This window comes from Alloactinosynnema sp. L-07 (genome assembly GCF_900070365.1).
Lineage (GTDB): Bacteria > Actinomycetota > Actinomycetes > Mycobacteriales > Pseudonocardiaceae > Actinokineospora.
The window spans coordinates 6,080,173-6,098,282 of the sequence record NZ_LN850107.1 but is presented as its reverse complement, the minus strand read 5'-3'; the positions used below and the strand labels follow the sequence as shown (position 1 = coordinate 6,098,282).

At 70.8% G+C, this 18,110-nt stretch carries 19 protein-coding genes; 8 read left to right on the top strand and 11 right to left on the bottom strand.

Annotated elements, in window-relative coordinates:
• Positions 1-95: 95 nt before the first annotated feature.
• Positions 96-2,069, top strand: coding sequence for an Ig-like domain-containing protein (locus BN1701_RS27790; RefSeq protein ID WP_054053671.1), 1,974 nt, complete (start codon positions 96-98; stop codon positions 2,067-2,069).
• Between the two features lie 53 nt (positions 2,070-2,122).
• Here BN1701_RS27790 and BN1701_RS27785 read toward each other — a convergent pair whose 3' ends face one another.
• The 3 genes from BN1701_RS27785 to BN1701_RS27775 form a co-directional block, all read right to left on the bottom strand.
• Positions 2,123-2,764 carry a putative glycolipid-binding domain-containing protein gene (locus BN1701_RS27785; RefSeq protein ID WP_054053669.1) on the bottom strand — a complete coding sequence of 214 codons (642 nt, stop codon included), beginning with the start codon at positions 2,762-2,764 and terminating at the stop codon, positions 2,123-2,125.
• Positions 2,761-2,964 (bottom strand): antitoxin, encoded by a 204-nt coding sequence (locus BN1701_RS27780; RefSeq protein WP_054053666.1) that lies wholly within the window; start codon positions 2,962-2,964, stop codon positions 2,761-2,763. The genes BN1701_RS27785 and BN1701_RS27780 overlap by 4 nt, the downstream gene beginning before the upstream one ends.
• Positions 2,965-3,116: 152 nt before the next feature.
• The gene (locus BN1701_RS27775; RefSeq protein ID WP_067520909.1) at positions 3,117-4,304 is read right to left on the bottom strand and encodes a thioester domain-containing protein; all 1,188 of its coding nucleotides are present in this window, start codon (positions 4,302-4,304) and stop codon (positions 3,117-3,119) included.
• A gap of 424 nt (positions 4,305-4,728) precedes the next feature.
• Here BN1701_RS27775 and BN1701_RS27770 point away from each other — a divergent pair, with 424 nt between their 5' ends.
• On the top strand, positions 4,729-5,379 hold the full coding sequence (locus BN1701_RS27770; RefSeq protein ID WP_157368254.1) for an APA family fibronectin-binding glycoprotein: 651 nt from the start codon (positions 4,729-4,731) through the stop codon (positions 5,377-5,379).
• 11 nt (positions 5,380-5,390) lie between these two features.
• On the opposite strand, the gene BN1701_RS27765 is transcribed toward BN1701_RS27770, so the two are convergent.
• Positions 5,391-7,019 (bottom strand): DUF885 family protein, encoded by a 1,629-nt coding sequence (locus tag BN1701_RS27765; protein ID WP_054053663.1) that lies wholly within the window; start codon positions 7,017-7,019, stop codon positions 5,391-5,393.
• Between the two features lie 17 nt (positions 7,020-7,036).
• On the opposite strand from BN1701_RS27765, the gene BN1701_RS27760 reads away from it, so the two are divergent.
• Positions 7,037-7,519, top strand: coding sequence for an SRPBCC family protein (locus tag BN1701_RS27760; protein ID WP_231949731.1), 483 nt, complete (start codon positions 7,037-7,039; stop codon positions 7,517-7,519).
• On the opposite strand, the gene BN1701_RS27755 is transcribed toward BN1701_RS27760, so the two are convergent.
• Together BN1701_RS27755 and BN1701_RS27750 are read right to left on the bottom strand one after the other, a co-directional pair.
• On the bottom strand, positions 7,473-8,201 hold the full coding sequence (locus tag BN1701_RS27755) for an SGNH/GDSL hydrolase family protein (protein ID WP_054053660.1): 729 nt from the start codon (positions 8,199-8,201) through the stop codon (positions 7,473-7,475). The genes BN1701_RS27760 and BN1701_RS27755 overlap by 47 nt on opposite strands.
• Positions 8,201-8,674 (bottom strand): GbsR/MarR family transcriptional regulator, encoded by a 474-nt coding sequence (locus tag BN1701_RS27750; RefSeq protein WP_054053659.1) that lies wholly within the window; start codon positions 8,672-8,674, stop codon positions 8,201-8,203. The genes BN1701_RS27755 and BN1701_RS27750 overlap by 1 nt, the downstream gene beginning before the upstream one ends.
• Before the next feature lie 75 nt (positions 8,675-8,749).
• Between BN1701_RS27750 and BN1701_RS27745 the strand changes: the two genes are divergently transcribed.
• From BN1701_RS27745 to BN1701_RS27730, 5 genes are all read left to right on the top strand, one after another.
• Positions 8,750-9,643, top strand: a complete 894-nt coding sequence (locus BN1701_RS27745) for an ABC transporter ATP-binding protein (RefSeq protein ID WP_054053657.1) — start codon at positions 8,750-8,752, stop codon at positions 9,641-9,643.
• Positions 9,640-11,223: an ABC transporter permease gene (locus BN1701_RS27740; protein WP_054053654.1), complete on the top strand. Its 1,584-nt coding sequence runs from the start codon at positions 9,640-9,642 to the stop codon at positions 11,221-11,223. Before BN1701_RS27745 ends, BN1701_RS27740 begins: the two co-directional genes overlap by 4 nt.
• Positions 11,224-11,319: 96 nt before the next feature.
• Positions 11,320-12,567 carry an MFS transporter gene (locus BN1701_RS27735; RefSeq protein WP_197672252.1) on the top strand — a complete coding sequence of 416 codons (1,248 nt, stop codon included), beginning with the start codon at positions 11,320-11,322 and terminating at the stop codon, positions 12,565-12,567.
• Between the two features lie 138 nt (positions 12,568-12,705).
• On the top strand, positions 12,706-12,882 hold the full coding sequence (locus tag BN1701_RS36065) for a hypothetical protein (protein WP_157368253.1): 177 nt from the start codon (positions 12,706-12,708) through the stop codon (positions 12,880-12,882).
• Between the two features lie 213 nt (positions 12,883-13,095).
• Positions 13,096-13,620, top strand: coding sequence for a hypothetical protein (locus BN1701_RS27730; protein ID WP_054053651.1), 525 nt, complete (start codon positions 13,096-13,098; stop codon positions 13,618-13,620).
• Positions 13,621-13,715: 95 nt separating this feature from the next.
• Here BN1701_RS27730 and BN1701_RS27725 read toward each other — a convergent pair whose 3' ends face one another.
• From BN1701_RS27725 to BN1701_RS27705, 5 genes are all read right to left on the bottom strand, one after another.
• A complete protein-coding gene (locus BN1701_RS27725; protein ID WP_054053649.1) occupies positions 13,716-14,903 on the bottom strand; it encodes a hypothetical protein in 1,188 nt (395 codons plus the stop codon).
• Positions 14,900-15,406 carry a SigE family RNA polymerase sigma factor gene (locus BN1701_RS27720; RefSeq protein ID WP_054053647.1) on the bottom strand — a complete coding sequence of 169 codons (507 nt, stop codon included), beginning with the start codon at positions 15,404-15,406 and terminating at the stop codon, positions 14,900-14,902. Before BN1701_RS27720 ends, BN1701_RS27725 begins: the two co-directional genes overlap by 4 nt.
• Positions 15,407-15,629: 223 nt before the next feature.
• The gene (locus BN1701_RS27715) at positions 15,630-16,469 is read right to left on the bottom strand and encodes an ABC transporter permease subunit (protein WP_054053645.1); all 840 of its coding nucleotides are present in this window, start codon (positions 16,467-16,469) and stop codon (positions 15,630-15,632) included.
• Positions 16,466-17,413: an ABC transporter ATP-binding protein gene (locus tag BN1701_RS27710; RefSeq protein WP_054053643.1), complete on the bottom strand. Its 948-nt coding sequence runs from the start codon at positions 17,411-17,413 to the stop codon at positions 16,466-16,468. The genes BN1701_RS27715 and BN1701_RS27710 overlap by 4 nt, the downstream gene beginning before the upstream one ends.
• Before the next feature lie 184 nt (positions 17,414-17,597).
• Positions 17,598-18,038 carry a DUF6326 family protein gene (locus tag BN1701_RS27705; protein ID WP_231949730.1) on the bottom strand — a complete coding sequence of 147 codons (441 nt, stop codon included), beginning with the start codon at positions 18,036-18,038 and terminating at the stop codon, positions 17,598-17,600.
• Positions 18,039-18,110: the final 72 nt, after the last annotated feature.

Sequence of the window (18,110 nt, the reverse complement as noted above, 5' to 3'; positions counted from 1 at the left end):
TGATCTTGGTTCGGTGGTGCCTGTGGACAACGTGCGCAGATATCGGGTCGGCAACAAAACCGTGACCGGCCGCACACCGGCCCTACGTTGACGTCGTGGATCAACCCCCGCCGCCCGGCCGCAAGACGCTGCTTCGGCGTGCCGCGATCATCGTGGCCGGGGTGGTCGTCATCGGCGGGGCCGTCGCGGTGCTGCGGTCCCCCGAACAAGCTGCTGACCTGCCAAAACCCGTCGCCCCGCCACAGACCACAGTCAAAGAGTTCGCAGGCGACGCCGTCGTTATCCCGTCCCCCGGCAATCCCCCTGCCCAGCCGGAGGGGCTGAGCGTCGACTCGGGGCCGCAGCGGCTGCTGGTGGCGTGGGGGCCGCAGCGGACGGGCAAGCCGGAGCCCGAGCGCGCGGCGGGGTACGAGATCCGCTGGGGTCGCGACGGCACGCTCACCAACGTCCGGCTGCTCTCCCAGCCCGTCGCCCAACTCGACGCGTTGGACAACGATGTGGCGTATCAGATCGAGGTGCGGACGATCGACTCGTTCGGCAAGCGCTCGATGCCCGCGTTGACCGTGGGCACGCCGCGGGCGCCGGAGAACGAGCCGCCGTGGGTGTTTGTCGACCGGTTCGCCTCGCGGGTGGTGCCGGAGCCGTCGCGGTGGCGGCTGGCCGGGACCTCCGACTGCGGTCGGGCCACCCGCGGCGAGGGTCAGGACGGCAAGCGGATGGTGGTGAGCGGGCAGTGCGGCGCGGATCCGCTGGTGCTGCGGTCGCGGGCGCCGTTCCGGCTGCGCGACGCCCCCGTGGCAGGCGAGTTGGGGCGGCTGGTCCTGGAGACCGACCACCCTGGACAGGCCGGAGAGCTGACCATCGACCTCGTCCCCGGCCCGGCCGACCTGATCGGCTCGGTCAACGTGCCCGGCCCGTCCGGTCCGCCCGGCCTCGCGCAGGACGACCCCGGGCTCCCACCCGGCGCGGTCCGGATCCGGATAGCGGGGGCGACGGTGCCGACCGCGCAGGTGCTCGTCGCGGCAGGCACCCCGCGGTTGGGCGGTGCGGTGGCACTGACGCCGATGGCGCCCGCGGAGATCGGGATCTCGACGCGCTGGGAGGTCGTGTTCCGGGCCGACGGGATCCGGGTGGTCCGCGACGGCAAGGTGGTCGGCGGCGGCGACGTGGTGCCCGCGTGGCGGGAGGCGACGGCGCTGCTCGGGTTCGTCGGCGGACCCGGCGGGCTGCGCGCCGCGGTGGACCTGGTCGGCTTCCTGGGCGCGGAGACCGCGCCGCCGGTGCTCGTGGCCCCGCCCGTGCTCGACACCGGCCGGGTGATGGAGTCCGGCCCGCAGCTGTCCACCCCGTCCGGCGGTGCCCGGGTCGGCGGCACGGTCGGCGCGCAGTTGCGGGTGACGCTGGTGCCCGGCAACGCCACCCCGATGGAGCACCTTTACACCGTCGAGGTCGGCGGCCGCGAGTTCCCCACCCGACCCGCCGTCGCGGGTCAGCCGCTGATCCGCGGCGTGCGCTATCCGATCGTGGCCGACGTGCCCGCCGAGGCCCTGATCCTGCGCGCCGACGGTGACACGCTGCCCGTGCGGGTGCGCGGGCCGTTCCGCCGGGGTGAGGGCGCCGCGCGGATCGTCAGCGCGTCGATCGAGCTGCTGGCCCCGCCGGGGGCGGTGTCGGCGGCGGCCGGGTCCGGCACGGACGTGCCGCTGGCGCGCACCCGGCTGGCGCTGGCCCGGCCGTCGGCCCGGTTCCTCGACGCGGCGGGCCAGCCCATCGCGGCCGACACGGCGGTGCCACGCGGGCGGCTGGTGCTGGAGGTGACCGCGGACGGCCCCGGCGGCCAACGGCTCGGCGGCGAACTGGCCGGGTTGGCCGGGGTCGAGGTGCGGCTGGACGGGACGAAGATCGCGGGCATCCCGACCGTCGCCGACGGCCCTGGCGTGGCGGGGGTCTGGCGGCTGGCGCTCAACACCACGGGACTGTCGGCGGGCGCGCACACGATCGAGGTCAAAGCGATCGGCGTCGACGCGCGGGCGGCCTTCGCCGTGGCCTACGCGCCGTTCACCATCTAGATGACCTATGAATCCGTACGCGGGATAGCGCGTGCCGGACTCGCAGGCAGGGTCTAGACCCGGCCCGCCACGCCGGGGAAGTCGACGACCACGCCGTCGGTGTCCACGGTCAACTCGGTCGTCTCACCGTTCTGCGTGAACGCGATCACCGCGCCGTCGGCGTCGATGGATACCGTGCGATAGGACTGGGTGACCAGGCTGACCGCCAGATCCGGGGCGTTCACCCACACCACCGGCAGCTCCGCCTCGCCGGGCGTGCGGTGCAGGCCCAGCCTGCGGATCGGCAGCGTGTGGAAGGTGACCGCGCCCGCGACCGCGACCGTCAGCGAGCCATCGAACTCCTCGCGCCGGGAGGCACCGGCCCGGTCGACCAGCCAGGCGCCGTCCTCGGTCCGGCTCAGCGAGATCTGGCGTTCCTCTTCGGCGGTGGTCGTGCGCAGCAGCAGTCGACCAGCGGTCTCACCCTTGTCGACCGACGCCTCGAACGACGCGCTGAACGCCTCGACGTCGCCGTCCGCGGCGGCGATGAGCCTGCCCGACGCGCGCAGCCGGGTCTCGGCGACCAGCAGCCGCACGGACTCCAACCGGGGCGGGCTGACCCGCTGCCAGGTGTGGATGGTCGGTTTGCGGGCAGCAGGCGAGCGGGTCCCTCCCGGAGGAAGGACCCGCTCGTCGGCCTGATTGCCTAAGTTCACGCCTGAGTGCCCTCGGCGGTGCCGGGCTTGTCCGGGATCATGTCCTGGATCTTGTCGACGACCCCGTCGACCTGCTCGTCGTGGCCGAACTTGCCCTTGACGAACTCGCCCGCCTTCTCGACGCCCTGCTCGATCTTGTCGCCGTGCTGCTCGACAAGGTCTTCCGCCTTGTTCTTCAGCTCGTTGAAGTCGATGCCCATCGGTGCTCCTCACGCACTCAAAAGTCTGCTGTGCACCCTTCCAGCAGGGTACCAACCGGCAACTTACCCATTCCCGCTCAGTTCGCGACTCGGCGCCGCAGATGAGTGAGCCCCTTCCGGACCAGCCGGAAGGGGCTCAGCTCAGTGCGCTATCAGGCGGAGCGGCGGCGGCGCTGGTAGAGCACCGCGCCGGTGCCCGCGCCCACGAGTCCGACACCGATCAGGACCGGCAGCAGGATCGAGGCACCGGTGTCCGGCAGGTCGCTGCCCGGCGGGACCGGGGTGGTGGTCGTGGTGACCGGCGGGGCCGTCGTCGTGGTGGTGGTCGACGGCGCCGTGGTGGTCGTGGTCGTGGTGGTGCTCGGCGGCGTGGTCGGCGCGACCTTCCAGTCGCCCTTGGCGCCCGCCTCGACCTTGATCAGCTGCGAGTCGGCCACGATCAGCGACTGGCCGCGCTTGTCGCGGTTCTCGACCACGAAGAGCCTGCCGGTGTCGAGCTTGGACTCGCCCTTGAGCTGGAACTCGCCAGAGCCGGCGGCGGCGCCTGCCGGGACCTTCAGGTACAGCTCGGTGCCGTCCTTGATGTCACCGGCGGCGATCTCCTTGCCGTCCTTGTCGGTCAGCGAGACACCCTCGGGCAGCTTCTTCACGATCTCGGTGATGCCGCCGTTGGTGCTGACGGTGAACGGGCCGACGAGCTTGCCCGCCTCGCCGCTCTTGGCGTCCGGGTTGACCTCCAGCGCCGGGGTGGGCTGGTCCTCGATGCCGACGTTGGCCTCGCCGACGAGGTAGTTGTAGAGCGCGAGGACATCCTTCTCGGCGTCTTCGCGGGTCGGCGTCGGGTTCTTCTGGTTGAGGTCGACGTCGTCGCTGAAGTGCCACACCGCGGCCTGGGTCGCGGAGATGGCCTCGCGCTCCTCAAGGCCGTCCTCGCTCCACTCAAGGCCGGGGATGGCGTTGAGCTCGGCCAGCGTCTTGCCCGGGAAGCCGTTGTGCAGCGCCCAGTTGACCTTCGCGCGGTTCAGGTGGAACGGGGAGTCCTGCACGGGGTACTCGTCCCACGGGACCTCGACCATGTCCTCGTCGTGGTTGAGGTTGACGTGGATCTCGACGCAGTAGACACGCAGCGTCGAGCCGTCGTTGAGCTTGAGGGTGAACAGCGTCGGCTGGATCTCGCCGAGGTTGCCACCGCCCATGTTGACTTCCCAGCCCTCAGCCTTCGGCTCGTGCTGGACGCGCCCGACGACGGGGTCGGCGGCCGCGGGAAGCGCGGCCAGCGTGAGGGTGGCTGCGGCGGCGGCGATCGCGACACCGGCGCGGCGGAGGGAGGAACGGCCCATGACTCTCCTTGAACGGATCCGACGTCAATCCTGGACTGCTGGATGCGCGCGGATTCGCCCAGAAGTCCGCCGCCACCGACTGCCGGAGATCAACTCACCCGAATGGGGTGATCACCGTAGATCAGTGCGGCGGACTCTACCGAGCGTTGTACCTAGTCCCTCAATGGGGTCACATTCCGATTTGGCAACTACTCCATCAGGTGACCCTGTCCAACTAGGACACTCTCCGAAACCACGTCCACCGAGGTCGGGGCCGGGTTATCGTCAGCCGGTGAGCGGCTGGCACAACGACGACCCGCTGCGGGACCAACCCACTGATAGCGGGTTTCCGACATCTGCGGGATTCGGCGAATCCCCGACCAGGGGTCGCTCGTTATTGCCCGCAATCCTCAGTGTCACCGCGATCGTGATCATTGTCGCCACTGTGATCACTATCGTTTTGCTGAACCGGAATGGCGGTACCCCGGAGCCCGTCTCCGCCCCACCGAGCACCCGGCCGAGCCAGACTGCGAGCCAAACTCCCACGTCGACCCGGACATCGGCGCCGGAACCGGGTCGGATCGACAATCCGCGGGCCCGGCTGGGCTACCAGGTCCCGGACGGTTGGAAGACCAGTGACCGAACCGTCGAGGTACTCGGCGTCGAGTTCGGCGGAACCGCCGCCTACGGCGCATATCAATGCGGTAACAACACCTACACAAGGTCGTTCGCCGTCAGCGCGGCGGCGCGAAGCAAGTCCGAGCAGCGCCTGAACCCGGAGCCCACGGCGGCCACCTTCGCCAAGGCGTTCGGCGAGCGCTTCTATCCGGGCGGCCAGGTCGGGGCACCGAGGAGCAGTGCCACCGAGGTCGACGGCGATCCGGCCGTGGTGGTCACCGTCAAGGTCACACCCAAGGTCGCCGACGCCGCGTGTGAGGCGTCGGACGCCGAGGTCACCGTGCTGGCCGTTCCCCTCAGCGACAAGGAGATCTCGCTGCTGGTCGTGACCAGCGACCTCGCGGGCGGCCCGGCCACCCCGAAGCCGCTGACCGCCGACGCCGCCCAGGAGATCGTGGAAAGCGCCGCGCGAATCTAGCGGTGTGACCCCTAGCCCTGCCAGGCGGTGACGACCTCGTCGAGCACCGACAGCGGCAGCGGGCCGCCGCCGAGCACCAGGTCGTGGAAGGCCCGGATGTCGAACCGGTCGCCGAGCCGGGCGGTCGCCGCGGCGCGGATGCGCTGGATCTCCAGCCGTCCGACCATGTAGGACAGTGCCTGGCCGGGGTAGCCGATGTAGCGGTCGACCTCGTTGCTGATCTCCAGGTCCGACACCGGGGTGTTCTCCCGCATGTAGGCCACCGCCCGCGCACGGCTCCAGCCCTTCGAGTGCAGCCCGGTGTCGACCACGAGCCGCGCGGCGCGCAGGGAGTCCATGGCGAGCATGCCGAGCCGGTCGACGTCGCCGGAGTACAGGCCCATCTCCTCGGCCAGCCGCTCGGTGTAGAGCCCCCAGCCCTCGGCGTAGGCGTTGACGTCGGCCAGCTTGCGCAGCAGCGGCAGGCCGGTCAGCTCCTGGGCGATGGTGAGCTGGAAGTGGTGGCCGGGCACGGCCTCGTGGAACGCGGTGACCTCGGAGGTGAACCGGTCGCGCTCGTGGGCGCGGTCGGTGTTGGCGTAGTAGATCCCCGGTCGGGTCCCGTCGAGCGCGGGCTGCATGTAGTAGGCGGCGGGCGCGCCGGGCGCCTGGGCGGCCGGGACCGGCTCCAGCTGACAGCGCTGCCCCGGCAGCCTGCCGAACCACTTGGGTGCCTCCGCCTCGGCCCGCTCGATGGCCGACCGGGCGTGCCCGAGCAGCTCGTCGGCGTCGCGCCAGCGCAGCGCCGGGTCGCTGATCAGCCGCTGGAAGATCTCGGCCTGGTCGGACACGCCGAAGACGCGGCCGCCGATCTCGGCGTACTCCGCGCGCAGCCCGGCGATCAGGTCGAGGCCGGTCTGGTGCAGGTCGTCGGGGGTGCGGTCGGTGGTGGTGTGCACCCGTGACAGCCCGGCGTAGATCGCGTCGCCGTCGGGCAGCGCGCACAGGCCAGGCCGGTCGTCGGTGCGCCCGTGCTGGGCGATCTCGTCGGCGAGCGCGGCCCGGTATCGGGCGAACGCCGGGCGCACGACCTCGGCCACGGCCTTTGCGCGCTCGGCGGCGCTGTCGTCGTGCTTGTGCGAAAGCAGCGGGTCGTTGTCGTCGGCGAGGTAGCGGTCGAGCTGGGCGATGGCGTTGTCGACGAGCCTGCGCACCGGCACCCGGCCCGCGACGATGCCCGCGCGGTGCCGGTCGAGGTGCCCGTCGAGGTGGCCGGGGATCGCGCGCAGCCTGGTCACGTAGTCGCGGGCGTGCTCGGCGTCGGGCAGCGAGACCATCGGCAGGAAGGTCAGCAGCGACGACGCGGCGCCGTTGAACAGGTCGGTGATCGTGTACTCGACCTGGCGGGCGTCGATCCGGTCGATGGTGGCCCTGGCCTGCTGGGCGGTGACCTGGGCGGTGACGTCGTCGGACGCCTCGGCCCTGGTGGCGATGTCGGCGCACTTGGCGCGGAGCGCGACTTCGGCCTCCTCGGACGGGTCGGCCAGGCGGTCGTCGTAGCCGGGCACGCCCATCAGGCTCGCGCCGAGCGGTTCCGCGTCGAACAGCACGTCGAGCAGTTCGTCGGCCAGGGCCGTGACGTCATTCACCCCAGAGGTCATGGCACGAGGCTACGCGGATGCCACCGTTCGATGTCACGATGTGGCGCATGGTCGACAGCCGCACCACCTTCGCCTTCGAGGTGACCGCCCGCAGCACCGCGGACGCCGCCACGATCTTCGCCTTGGTCGCCAACGGCGCCCGCTGGTCGGAGTGGGCCAAACCGCTGGTGTCGTACTCGGCGATCGAGCGCATCGGCGACCCGGCGCCCGCCGGGGTGGGCGCGGTGCGGCTGCTGGGCCACAAGCCGGTCCTGGTCCGCGAGGAGACGCTGGAGTACGAACAGGACCGCCGCCACCGCTACGCCCTGCGCACGCCTGGCCCGCTGCGCGACTACACCGCCGAGATCACGCTGACCCCACGCGAAGGCGGCGGCACGGACCTGGTGTGGCGCGGCAGCTTCGGCGAGCGGCTGCCCGGCACGGGCGCGGTGCTGCGGCTGGGCGTGCACAAGTTCATCGAAGCGCTGACGAAGAAGCTGGTCCGCGCGGCCGAGCGCTGACCGTCTCGGCCAGGCCGTCGGCCCACAGCGCATACCCCGCCTCAGATGGGTGAAAACGGTCGGCGCAAAACAGCCCGCCGTCGACGAGTTCACCGGGCAGCGGCACGTGACCCACGCCCGGCACCCGCCGAGCGATCCGCGCCGCCGCCGCGTCGAGTTCGGCCGCGCGGAGTCCCAGGACTGTCCGAAGTGGACGCGGCAGCGCCGGGAAGCGGTCCATCGGCGGCACTCCGGCGAACACGATCCGACCGTGGCGGGCGCGCAGGTCGATGCTCAGCCGCAGCAGGTCGCGGGTCCAGCGGGCGGCCGAGTGGAACTCGATCACGTCGTTGACGCCCAGCACGACCAGCACGACGTCGGCCGGGTCTAGCGCGTCGGCCAGTTCGGTTCGGGTGACGTGGGCGTTGGCGCCGATCCGGGCCGAGACCTGCCAGCGCACGGCGTGCCCGCGCGCGGCGACGGCGTCGGCCAGCCTGCCGGCGAGTCCGACCGCGTGGGTGCGGGCGCCGACGCCTGCCGCGGTCGACTCGCCGAGGACGGCCAGGCGCAGCGGGTCGCCGGACCCCGCGGTCCCGGTGGTGGGACCGTCCGCACCGGGCAGCCGCGGGATGGTGCGGCGCAGCATCAGGCCTTGGGCGGCGAGCACGGGAAGCAGGGCTGCGGTGGCGACTGTCGCGCGCATCAACGGCCCTTTTCCTGGGCACGCCAGCGCTCCATGAGCAGCGGGGTCTCCTTCTGCAGGAACTCGAAGAACCGCCGCGTGTCGCCGATGCGCTTGCCCGCGCGCGTGTCGGTGCCCAGCGCCTCGGCGCCTTCCCCGAGCGCGGCGTTCCACGTGTCGTAGAGCTTGTCGCGGTTGGTGATCGCGTCCAGCCAGGTGTCGTCGTCCACCGCGTAGTGGTCGCGCCGCTCGCCGGGTTCCCGTCCTTTGTGGACAAGATGGACCTGGTCGAGGTAGCGGACCGCGCCGGAGATCGCCGCCGGGCTGACGTTGAGCGCCTCGGCCAGCTCACCCGCCGTCATCCGGCCGGAGTCGGTGGCGAGCAGGCGGGTGAACACTCGCGCGGGCATGCGCGCCATGCCCGCGTCGGCCAGCAGCAGGGCGAACCGCTCCACGAACCTGGCCACCGCGTCGTCTTGGGATCTCTCGGTCACGGGCCCACCTTCTCATGCCACCCTTACGAGTTCTTAATGTTCACAAGTTTGTGAAATAAGAGTAGCTTCTGAAGTATGACAACCGCAATCTCGGTGTCCGGCCTGGTCAAGACCTTCGGCCGGACCCGCGCGCTCGACGGGCTCGACCTGACGGTGCGGACCGGGGAGGTCCACGGCTTCCTCGGCCCCAACGGATCGGGCAAATCCACGACCATCCGCGTCCTGCTCGGCCTGCTGCGATCCGACTCCGGCACCGCGACGCTGCTCGGCGGCGACCCGTGGAAGGACGCGACGGCCCTGCACCGCAGGCTGGCCTACGTGCCCGGCGACGTCTCGCTGTGGCCGACCCTGTCCGGCGGCGAGGTGATCGACCTGCTCGGCAGGCTGCGCGGCGGGCTCGACCAGCGCCGCCGGGCCGACCTGCTGGAACGCTTCGACCTCGACCCGCGCAAGAAGGGCCGCACCTACTCCAAGGGCAACCGGCAGAAGGTCGCGCTGGTCGCGGCGCTGGCCTCGGACGTGGAACTGCTGGTGCTCGACGAGCCGACCTCCGGGCTGGACCCGCTGATGGAGGCGGTGTTCCAGGAGTGCATTGAGGAGGAGCGCGACCGGGGGCGCACGGTGCTGCTGTCCAGCCACATCCTCGCCGAGGTGGAGACCCTTTGCGACCGGGTCAGCATCATCCGCGCGGGCCGCACGGTCGAGACCGGCACGCTGTCGGAGCTGCGCCACCTGACCCGCACCGCGATCACCGCCGAGTTGGCCACCCCGCCCAACGGCATCGCCGCGCTCGCGGGGGTGCACGACGTGAAGGTCAACGGGAACCACGTGTCCTTCGACGTCGACACCCGGGAACTCGACGGCGCGCTCAAGGCGCTCACCTACTCCGGCGTGCGCGCGCTGACCAGTCAGCCGCCGACGCTCGAAGAGCTGTTCCTGCGTCACTACCAGGAAGAAGTCGCCCGATGACCGGGACATGGCCGCTCATCCGGCTGGCACTGCGCCGCGACCGGATCATCCTGCCGATCTGGATCGTGCTGCTCGGCCTCACCCCCGCGAGCACCGTCGCGGCCTACGACCAGCTGTATCCCGACGCCGCGTCCCGGGTGGCGCTGAGCGCGGGCGCGGGAGCCAACCCGTCGATCGCGGTGATCTACGGACCGGCGTACGACCTGACCACCGCGGGCGGGTTCACCGCGTGGCGGTACGGGCTGTTCCTGGCTCTCTTCGCCGCGTTGATGAGCGTCTTCACCGTCACCCGGCACACACGCGCGGAGGAGGACAGCGGCAGGCTCGAACTGATCGGGTCGGCGGTGGTCGGCCGCTACGCGGCGCTGACGGCGGCGGTGTCGGTCGCGGCAGGCGCGAACGTCGTGATCGGACTCGCCGCGGCGCTCGGTCTGGTCGGGGCCGGGCTGCCCGCGTCGGGCTCGTTCCTGCTCGGACTCGGCGTCGCGGGCGCCGGTCTGGTGTTCACCGCGATCTCTGCGGTGACCGCCCAGCTGACCGAATACGCGCGCTCGGCCAACGGGATCGCGTGCGCGGTGTTGGGCGGCGCGTTCCTGGTCCGCGCGGTCGGCGACTCGACGGCGTCGCTGTCCTGGGTGTCCTGGTTCTCGCCGCTGGCCTGGCCGCAGCGCGCCAAACCGTTCGTCGCGGACAACTGGTGGCCGCTTGGGCTGGTCGTCCTGGTCGCGGGCGTGATCCTGACGGTGGCGTACTCGCTGGTGCCCCGTCGCGACCTCGGCGCGGGCCTGTTCCCGGCGCGGCTGGGTCCGGCGACCGCGCCCGCGTCGCTGTCGAGCCCGCTCGGCCTGGCGTGGCGGCTGCAGCGCGGCGCGCTCATCGGCTGGACCGTCGGCGCGGTGATCGTCGCGGCGGTGTTCGGGTCGATCGCCAACGGCATCAGCGATCTGGTCGGCACCAGCGACCAGGTGCGGGAGATCATGGAGCGGATGGGCGGGGCGCGGAGCCTGGTCGACTCGTTCATCGCGGCGATCGCGCAGCTGATCGGCATCGTGACCGCGATGTACGCGGTGCAGGCGGCGCTGCGGGCGCGGTCGGAGGAGACCGCCGCGCGCGCCGAACCCGTGCTCGCCACCGGGGCAGGCCGGGTGGTGTGGGTGGGCAGCCATCTCGCGTTCGCGGTGATCGGCTCGGCGGTGCTGCTGGGCGGCGCCGGACTGGCGATGGGGCTGGCGCACGGGCTGCGGATCGGCGACCTGGGCCAGGTCGGCGGGATCGTGGCCGGAACGCTCGCGCAGCTGCCCGCGGTGTGGGTGGCCGGCGGCGTCGCGGCGCTGCTGTTCGGGCTGCTGCCCCAGGTCACCACGGTCGCATGGGGCGCGGTCGCACTGTTCGCGTTGATCACGCTGTTCGGCCCGGCGGTCCAGTTGAGCCAGTCGGTTCTCGACATCTCGCCGTTCACCCACGTGCCGAGGATCCCGGGGGCGGAGTTCACCGCGACGCCGTTGCTCTGGCTCGCGGGGACCGCGGTCGTGCTCTTCGGCGCGGGTGTCACGGCGTTCCGTCGACGCGATGTCGGATGACGGAATGCGCGGGCTCGGAAACTAGTTACCCGATCGGGTGACTCCGACATATAGTTCGCGCAGCTAACAACTTCTTGGGGGCGGTCTCGGGTGACGGTGTCTGCGTTGGATCGGCCCGAGACCCTCCCCCGTGAAGTCTGGGTGCTGGTCGCGGCCAACTTCGTCATCGCCATCGGCTTCGGCCTGGTCGCGCCCGCCCTGCCCACCTTCGCCCGCAGCTTCGACGTCAGCGTGACCGCGGCGTCCATCGTGGTCAGTGCGTTCGCGGTGGCCCGATTGGTCTTCGCGCCCGCCGCGGGCGCGCTGCTCGGCCGGATCGGCGAGCGCAAGGTGTACCTGACCGGCCTGATGATCGTCGCGGTCAGCACGGGCGCCTGCGCGTTCGCCGACGAGTACTGGCAGCTGGTCACCGTCCGCGCGCTGGGCGGCATCGGCTCGACCATGTTCACCGTGTCGGGGGTCGCCCTCCTGGTGCACCTGACGCCACCGACCGTGCGCGGCAAGGCGACCGGCCTGTGGGGCACCAGCTTCCTGCTCGGCACCGTCGTCGGCCCACTGGTCGGCGGCGGGCTGATCACGATCTCGCTGCGCGCGCCGTTCATCGCCTACGCCGCGGCGCTGGTCGTGGCCATCCTGATCGTCTGGCTGTCACTGCGCGGGTCGACCCTGATCGCCGAGGCAGGCGAGAACCCGCACCCTGAGCTGCCGCTGCGCACCGCGATGCGCGACAGCGGCTTCCGGGCGGCGCTGGCGTCGAACTTCGCCAACGGCTGGGCGGCGTTCGGTGTACGCGTGTCGCTGGTCCCGCTGTTCATCACCGAGGTGCTCGACCGCGAGGACTCGTTCGCCGGGACCGCGCTGGCGGTGTTCGCGGCGGGCAACGTCGCGATGCTGATGGTGTCGGGCAGGCTGTCGGACCGCTGGGGCCGCAAACCGCCGGTCCTCATCGGACTCGTCGTGGCCGGACTGGCCACCATGGCCGTCGGCTACACCGAGTCGGTCCCGGTGTTCATGCTGCTCACCGCCGTCGCCGGGCTCGGGACGGGCATCCTCTCGCCGCCGCAGAGCGCCGCGGTCGCCGACGTGATCGGCAGCAACGCCCGCGGCGGCCAGGTGCTCGCGGCGTTCCAGATGGTCGCCGACATCGGTGCGATCCTGGGCCCGATCATCGCGGGCGTGCTCGCCGACCAGCTGTCCTACACCGCCTCGTTCCTGGCCACGGGTGCCCTGCTCATCGTGGCCGCCCTGATCTGGCTGCCCGCCCGCGAGACCCTGCCGCGCCACCCCGCCCCCGGCCCCGTCCACCCGACGCCCGCCGAGGCGATCGGCGCCGAACTGCCCTGAGTCGACAGTCACGGACAGTGTCCGGATTGCTCCGAAGGGGCGGAATCCGTTGATCCGGACCGGCAACGTCGGTCAAGTTCGTGCGTCGCGGCCTGCCGGGTGGGAGCCTTGTCATAGGGCATAAGGCAGGTGATTGGTATGGCGACGGCACTGTGGGTGGTGACAGCCGCGCTGTTCGCGGCGTTCATCATCTGGCGCCTGCGCCGAGCCAACCAGACACTCACCGCCATCCTGCGCGAAGATCACGCCGACGACTTGGAGCCCGCCGAAGTCGAGCAGCCCGCACACCGGATCGGCCGCCACCGCAAGCAGTAGGGCGTGGTTGAGAAGTGGCGTACGTGAGATCCGTGATCGAGGTGGCTCCTGGCGGTGCGGCCGGATCGCCCTCCTACCGGGCGTATTCGGGCGAATCCGGCCGTGCCGTCAGGGGCCGCCTCGGCGCGGATATCGCGTGCGCCACTTCTCAACCACGCCCTAGCCTGTGGATAACTTGCGACGCGTGTCGACACGGGCACGTAACGTGACCTCATGGCCTTCACCTTGGAATACAACAGCACCGTCAACGGCGTCACCTACGCTCTCACCGCGGTCGACGACGGCACCGCGGTCGACCTCGAACTCATCGGCGCCGCCGAATCCGGCGACATAGTCGCCGAGGGGAAAGTCCGCCTCCCGCCAGGCGGCGCGACCGCCGCGGCGGACCTTGTCCGCACCGCCCTGACCGCCATCGCCACCTTCGAGGGCAAACGGACCCGGACTCGCGTCGGCAACTCCCACGCCCGCTGGACCCCGGCCGACGACGCCGTGCTGCACGCGGATTGGCTGAGGTACCCACCCTCGACACCGGCGGTCGACGCCATCCGCGAACTCGCCACCGCCCGCCAACGCTCCTCCGCCGCCATCCGCGCCCGCCTGGGCAGGCTCGGCTGCGACCCGGACGTGGCGGGCAGGCTCCTGTCCGCCGAAGCCGCCGCGGTCGTCGGCCGGAACTCGGTGGCCGGGGAGATCTTTATCGCGGATGTGGAGGCCGCCCCTGGGCTGCCCGGTCGGTGAGTCGGTCGATCCCCAGGTGGTCCACAGGCCTGTGGACCACCTGGGACACAGCCCGACAAGGGGAGACAAGATCGCACCCAGGACCGGAGCGTCGCTCACGGCCGTCGCACGACGACCGACTTCTCCGTATCCACCCCGGGCAGCGTCGCCCGCTCGCATGGCGATCCGTCGACGTGACACCGCAGCAGGCCGAGTCCCCGATGGCCCGCGATCAGCACCGCGGTCTCGGTCTCCCAGTAGAAGTCCGGTGAGTCGAAGATGTCCATGGTGCCGAGCCCTTTGCTCCAGCCGCTGCCGGTGAGCAAGTCGGCGTGGGCGATCCACTCGGTGCCGCGTTGCCAAAGCAGGTACTGCCCATCGTTGGAGACAGGCGGCGGCTCCCAGGCCAGACCGACGCGACAGACCTTGCGCAGCACCGCGAACTCGGCTGCCGGATCGACCTCGACCAGGCAGGCATCCTGTGAGTCGGTGTCCGAGACCATCGCCAGCAGGTGACCCGCCGCGCCGAACCGCCCCAGGATCGCGAACTCCTTCAGCACAGGAGAAACCACGAACGCGCCCCGCGCCGGATTCCACGCGTCGACCGGCACCGCACCGAAGTCCCCGCTGACCCGGGCAAGCACAACCAGGTCCCCCGACCAGGCCCGCACCACCATGGACTGATCACCGGCGGGCAGTGGGGTTCGCGCCACCACGGTGCCCGACGGAAACTCGACCACCACGGCGTTCGCTACCTGGGTCCCGTCCTGATAGCTCCCGTTCCAGAACTGGACCACGGCCCGCTTCCCATCACGGTCAACGACGACCGCGGTGTCCGGCGCCTGGCCGAGGGGCGCGCTACTGCCGTCCTCCCGAACGAGCACCACGCTGTGCCCCTGCAGGCTGTCGACCCGCTGATAGGTGAGCAACCACCCGCCTACGACCCGAACCGCGTCGGCGACCCGCATGTCCGCCACGGCCGGAAGCGCGACCTGCCCCCCGCCTGCCCGCCGAAGCACCAGCCCGTCGACCAGATCCAACCTGGGCCGAGGCGATCCAGGAGCGGGCGCCACCGAGATCGACGTCGGATCGGCGGGCACCACCGCCACCGGCTGCCGCGCCACCTGCACCACCACGAGCGCCGCCGCGACCACAGCCACCACGGACCCGGTGATCGCCACCATCGCCCGACGCCTACGGATCCGCCGCCCCCCGGCGATCGCGCTGTCGGCCAGGTCAACCGTGTCCGGCACCACGGCCACCCGTGCGGCCAGTGCCTCTTGCAGGTTCTCCTCGATGCTCATCGGGTCACGCTCCCCTTTGCGTCCACCGGTTCGACACGACCGCGCAACGCCCCCAGCGCCCGCGACGTCTGACTCTTCACAGTCCCGACCGACACCCCCAGCGCGGCGGCCGTGGCGGCCTCGGACAGGTCGTCGTGGAACCGCAACACCAGCACGGCCCGCTGCCGCGCGGGCAGCTTGCGCACCTCGGCCCAGAGGTCCTGACTCAACGCCATCCGATCGGTGAAATCCGGCTGGACGACCTCAGGCAATACCTCGGTCGGCCGCTCGTCCCGCCACTTCCGCCGCCACAACGACGTCGCCGTATTCACCATGACCCGCCGAACGTAGGCGTCAGCCGCCTCGTGATCGGTGATCCGCCCCCACGCCAGATAGGTCTTCGTCAACGTGGTCTGCACCAGGTCCTCCGCGCTGGCCCAGTCCCCACTGAGCAAACACGCGGTCCGCAACAACGCGTCCTGCCGCGCGGCCACGAACTGGCGGAACTTCCCCTCGCCGTCCATCCGGACTCCCCTCGACACAAGGAGGACGCCGCGGCACGCCGAAAAGGTTGTCGGCCTCCGGGCCCCGGATGTGGTGAATCCGGACTTTGAGAGGGCGCCCGAGTTGAAGGACCGCAACGCGACGCTGGACGTGCGCGCGGCACTCGACAGCGCCGACGAACGGCGGCTCCGCGCACCCCGGTCGTCGTGCTCAGCTCCTTGGGGGGAACCGAGATGCACGGCGTCAGGCGTCGCGTCGGTGCAGCGTGACGGCGGCCGCCGCGATGGGGACGACAGCGTAGGCGGCCATCACGATCAGGCTCGCCTGTGTGGAGAGGTAGGCACCTTGCGTCTCGGCTGCTCCGGTGGTGAGCAACGCTGAGGACGCAGGCAGCGGTAGGTAGCTGACGATGGTCTCTACCCAGTCCAGGCTGATGAAGCTGAGGGTGCCGGGCAGCAGCAGCAGGACTGTCAGGGCAACGGTCACGCTGGCAGCGGTGGAGCGAAGGAGCGTGCCGATGCCGAGGGAGAACAGGGCGGCGGCGATGAGGGAGTAGAGGGTGCCGCCGAACACGCGCCAGGTGCCCGGGTCGTCCAGCGCTGGGACAAGGTCGTACTGCGAGAGCTGCGGCATGGTGACGAAGTAGGACAGGGTCACGCTGACGAGGGTCACGGCGGCGGTCAGGACGACCAGGGTGAGGGCTTTGGCGCCAAGGACGGGGATCCGGGTCGGGACTGCCGCGAACGTGGAGCGGATCATGCCGGTGGCGTATTCCCCGGTGATGAGCAGGGCGCCGAGGACGGCGATGGTGAGCATGCCGAAGTGGAAGCCGCCTGCGATGACCTCGGCGCCATGCATCTGCTCGATGCCCGGGGCCCGGGTGGGGTCGTCGGTCATGGCGCTCAGCGACATGGCGGCGGCCAGGGCCACCAGCGTGATCACCGCGGCGGTGGAGGCCAGCGCCCACCAGGTCGAGCGCAGGGACAGCAGCTTGATCCACTCCCCGCGCATGACCCCCGCGAAGGTGGGATGCACCTGCGCGGCGGGTGAGGTCATCGGGGGGTCGGCGGTCAGGGTGCTCATCGGTTCTGGCCCTTCCCGGTGGGGGTGGGTCGGGCGGTGGTGGGCTCGGAGCGGTACTCGACCGCGTCGTGGGTCAGGTTCATGTACGCCTCTTCGAGGCTGGCGCGGCGCGGGGACAACTCGTACAGCGGCAGCCCGTTTCTGAAGGCGACCTTGCCGACGTGCTCCGCGGTGGTCCCGCTGACCTCGATCGTCCCGGCCTCCGGAGCGGTGATGGTCACACCGTCGGTGGCCAGGGCGGCGGCGAGCTCGCCGACGCGCGGGGAGCGCACCCGCACAGCGCCGCTGGCGACGGAGTCGATGACCTGTTGGACCGAGCCTGCGGCGATGATGTGACCGCGGCCGATCACGAGGAGCTGGTCGGCGGTCTGGGACATCTCGCTCATCAGGTGCGAGGACAGGAACACGGTCCGTCCCTCGGCGGCCAGGTCGCGAACCAGCTGCCGAACCCACTGCACGCCCTCGGGGTCGAGCCCGTTGACCGGCTCGTCGAGGATGAGCGTTCGGGGGTCACCCAGGAGTGCGGCGGCGATGCCCAGGCGTTGGCTCATGCCGAGGGAGAACCCGCCGACGCGCTTGGTCGCGGCCCCGGCCAGGCCGGTCATCTCGATGACCTCGCTGACGCGGGAGGTCTTGATGTTGTGGGTGGCGGCCATCGTGCGCAGGTGCGAGCGGGCGCTGCGGCCGGGGTGCACGGCCTTGGCGTCGAGCAGGGCGCCGACCTCCCGCAGCGGGGAACGGTGCTGCCCGTAGGGCTTGCCGTTGACCGTGACGGTGCCCGAAGTCGGCCGGTCCAGTCCCATGATCAACCGCATGGTCGTGGACTTGCCCGCACCGTTGGGACCGAGAAACCCGGTGACGGTGCCGGGCGCGATGGTGAAGCTGAGGGCGTGCACGGCGGTCTTGTCGCCGTAGCGCTTGGTGAGCTGGTGTGCCTGGATCATGACCGGGGACCTCCCTGGGTGTTCGGTGGGGACTGGCGGGCCTGTGTGCGCATCTGACCTGCCGGTAGGGGCCTTGGAAGGCCCCTACGCGACGTCCCAGTGGTAGTTGGTGCCCACCGTCAGGAGGCCCACACCGCGGCACCGAGGCAGCTGGCTCCGAACAGGACGGGGACTGCTCTTGGGTTCACGCTTGCCGCTGGGCGCGAACGGTTTCACGGTCCGGGCTGGTCGCCATGGTCGCCGACGGTGCGGTGCGGGGCCAGGTCCAGGCCCACCGCAGGATGAGGGCGAGAAGGATCAGTTCCAGTGCGAAGCCAAGGCCGTAGAAGTAAGTCCAGGACTCGCCCACCACGTTGAATGCCGCGTAGGGGATCTGTACCGAGGCCACGATGAGGTTCGTGATGCGGTTCGCCCGGGCGGGCAGCGTCATCGACAGCACGATCATGAAGATCGGGATCGCCATGAGCGCGATGAAGGTGGTCAACAACGTCTGGTTGATGTCGAACTCAAAGACGACGCCGGCCAGGATGTCCTTGACGACGCCGGGCTTGAAGAAGGCGATGATGTCCACATAGGCGTACAGGAACATGAAGCTTGTCCACGCTGCGGCGAGCTTGGCTCTCACCGGGATCCGCGGGTCTTCCAGTGTGGTGGTGGGTTGACGTGTTCTCATCAGGGGCTCCGTTGTCGTGGTGCG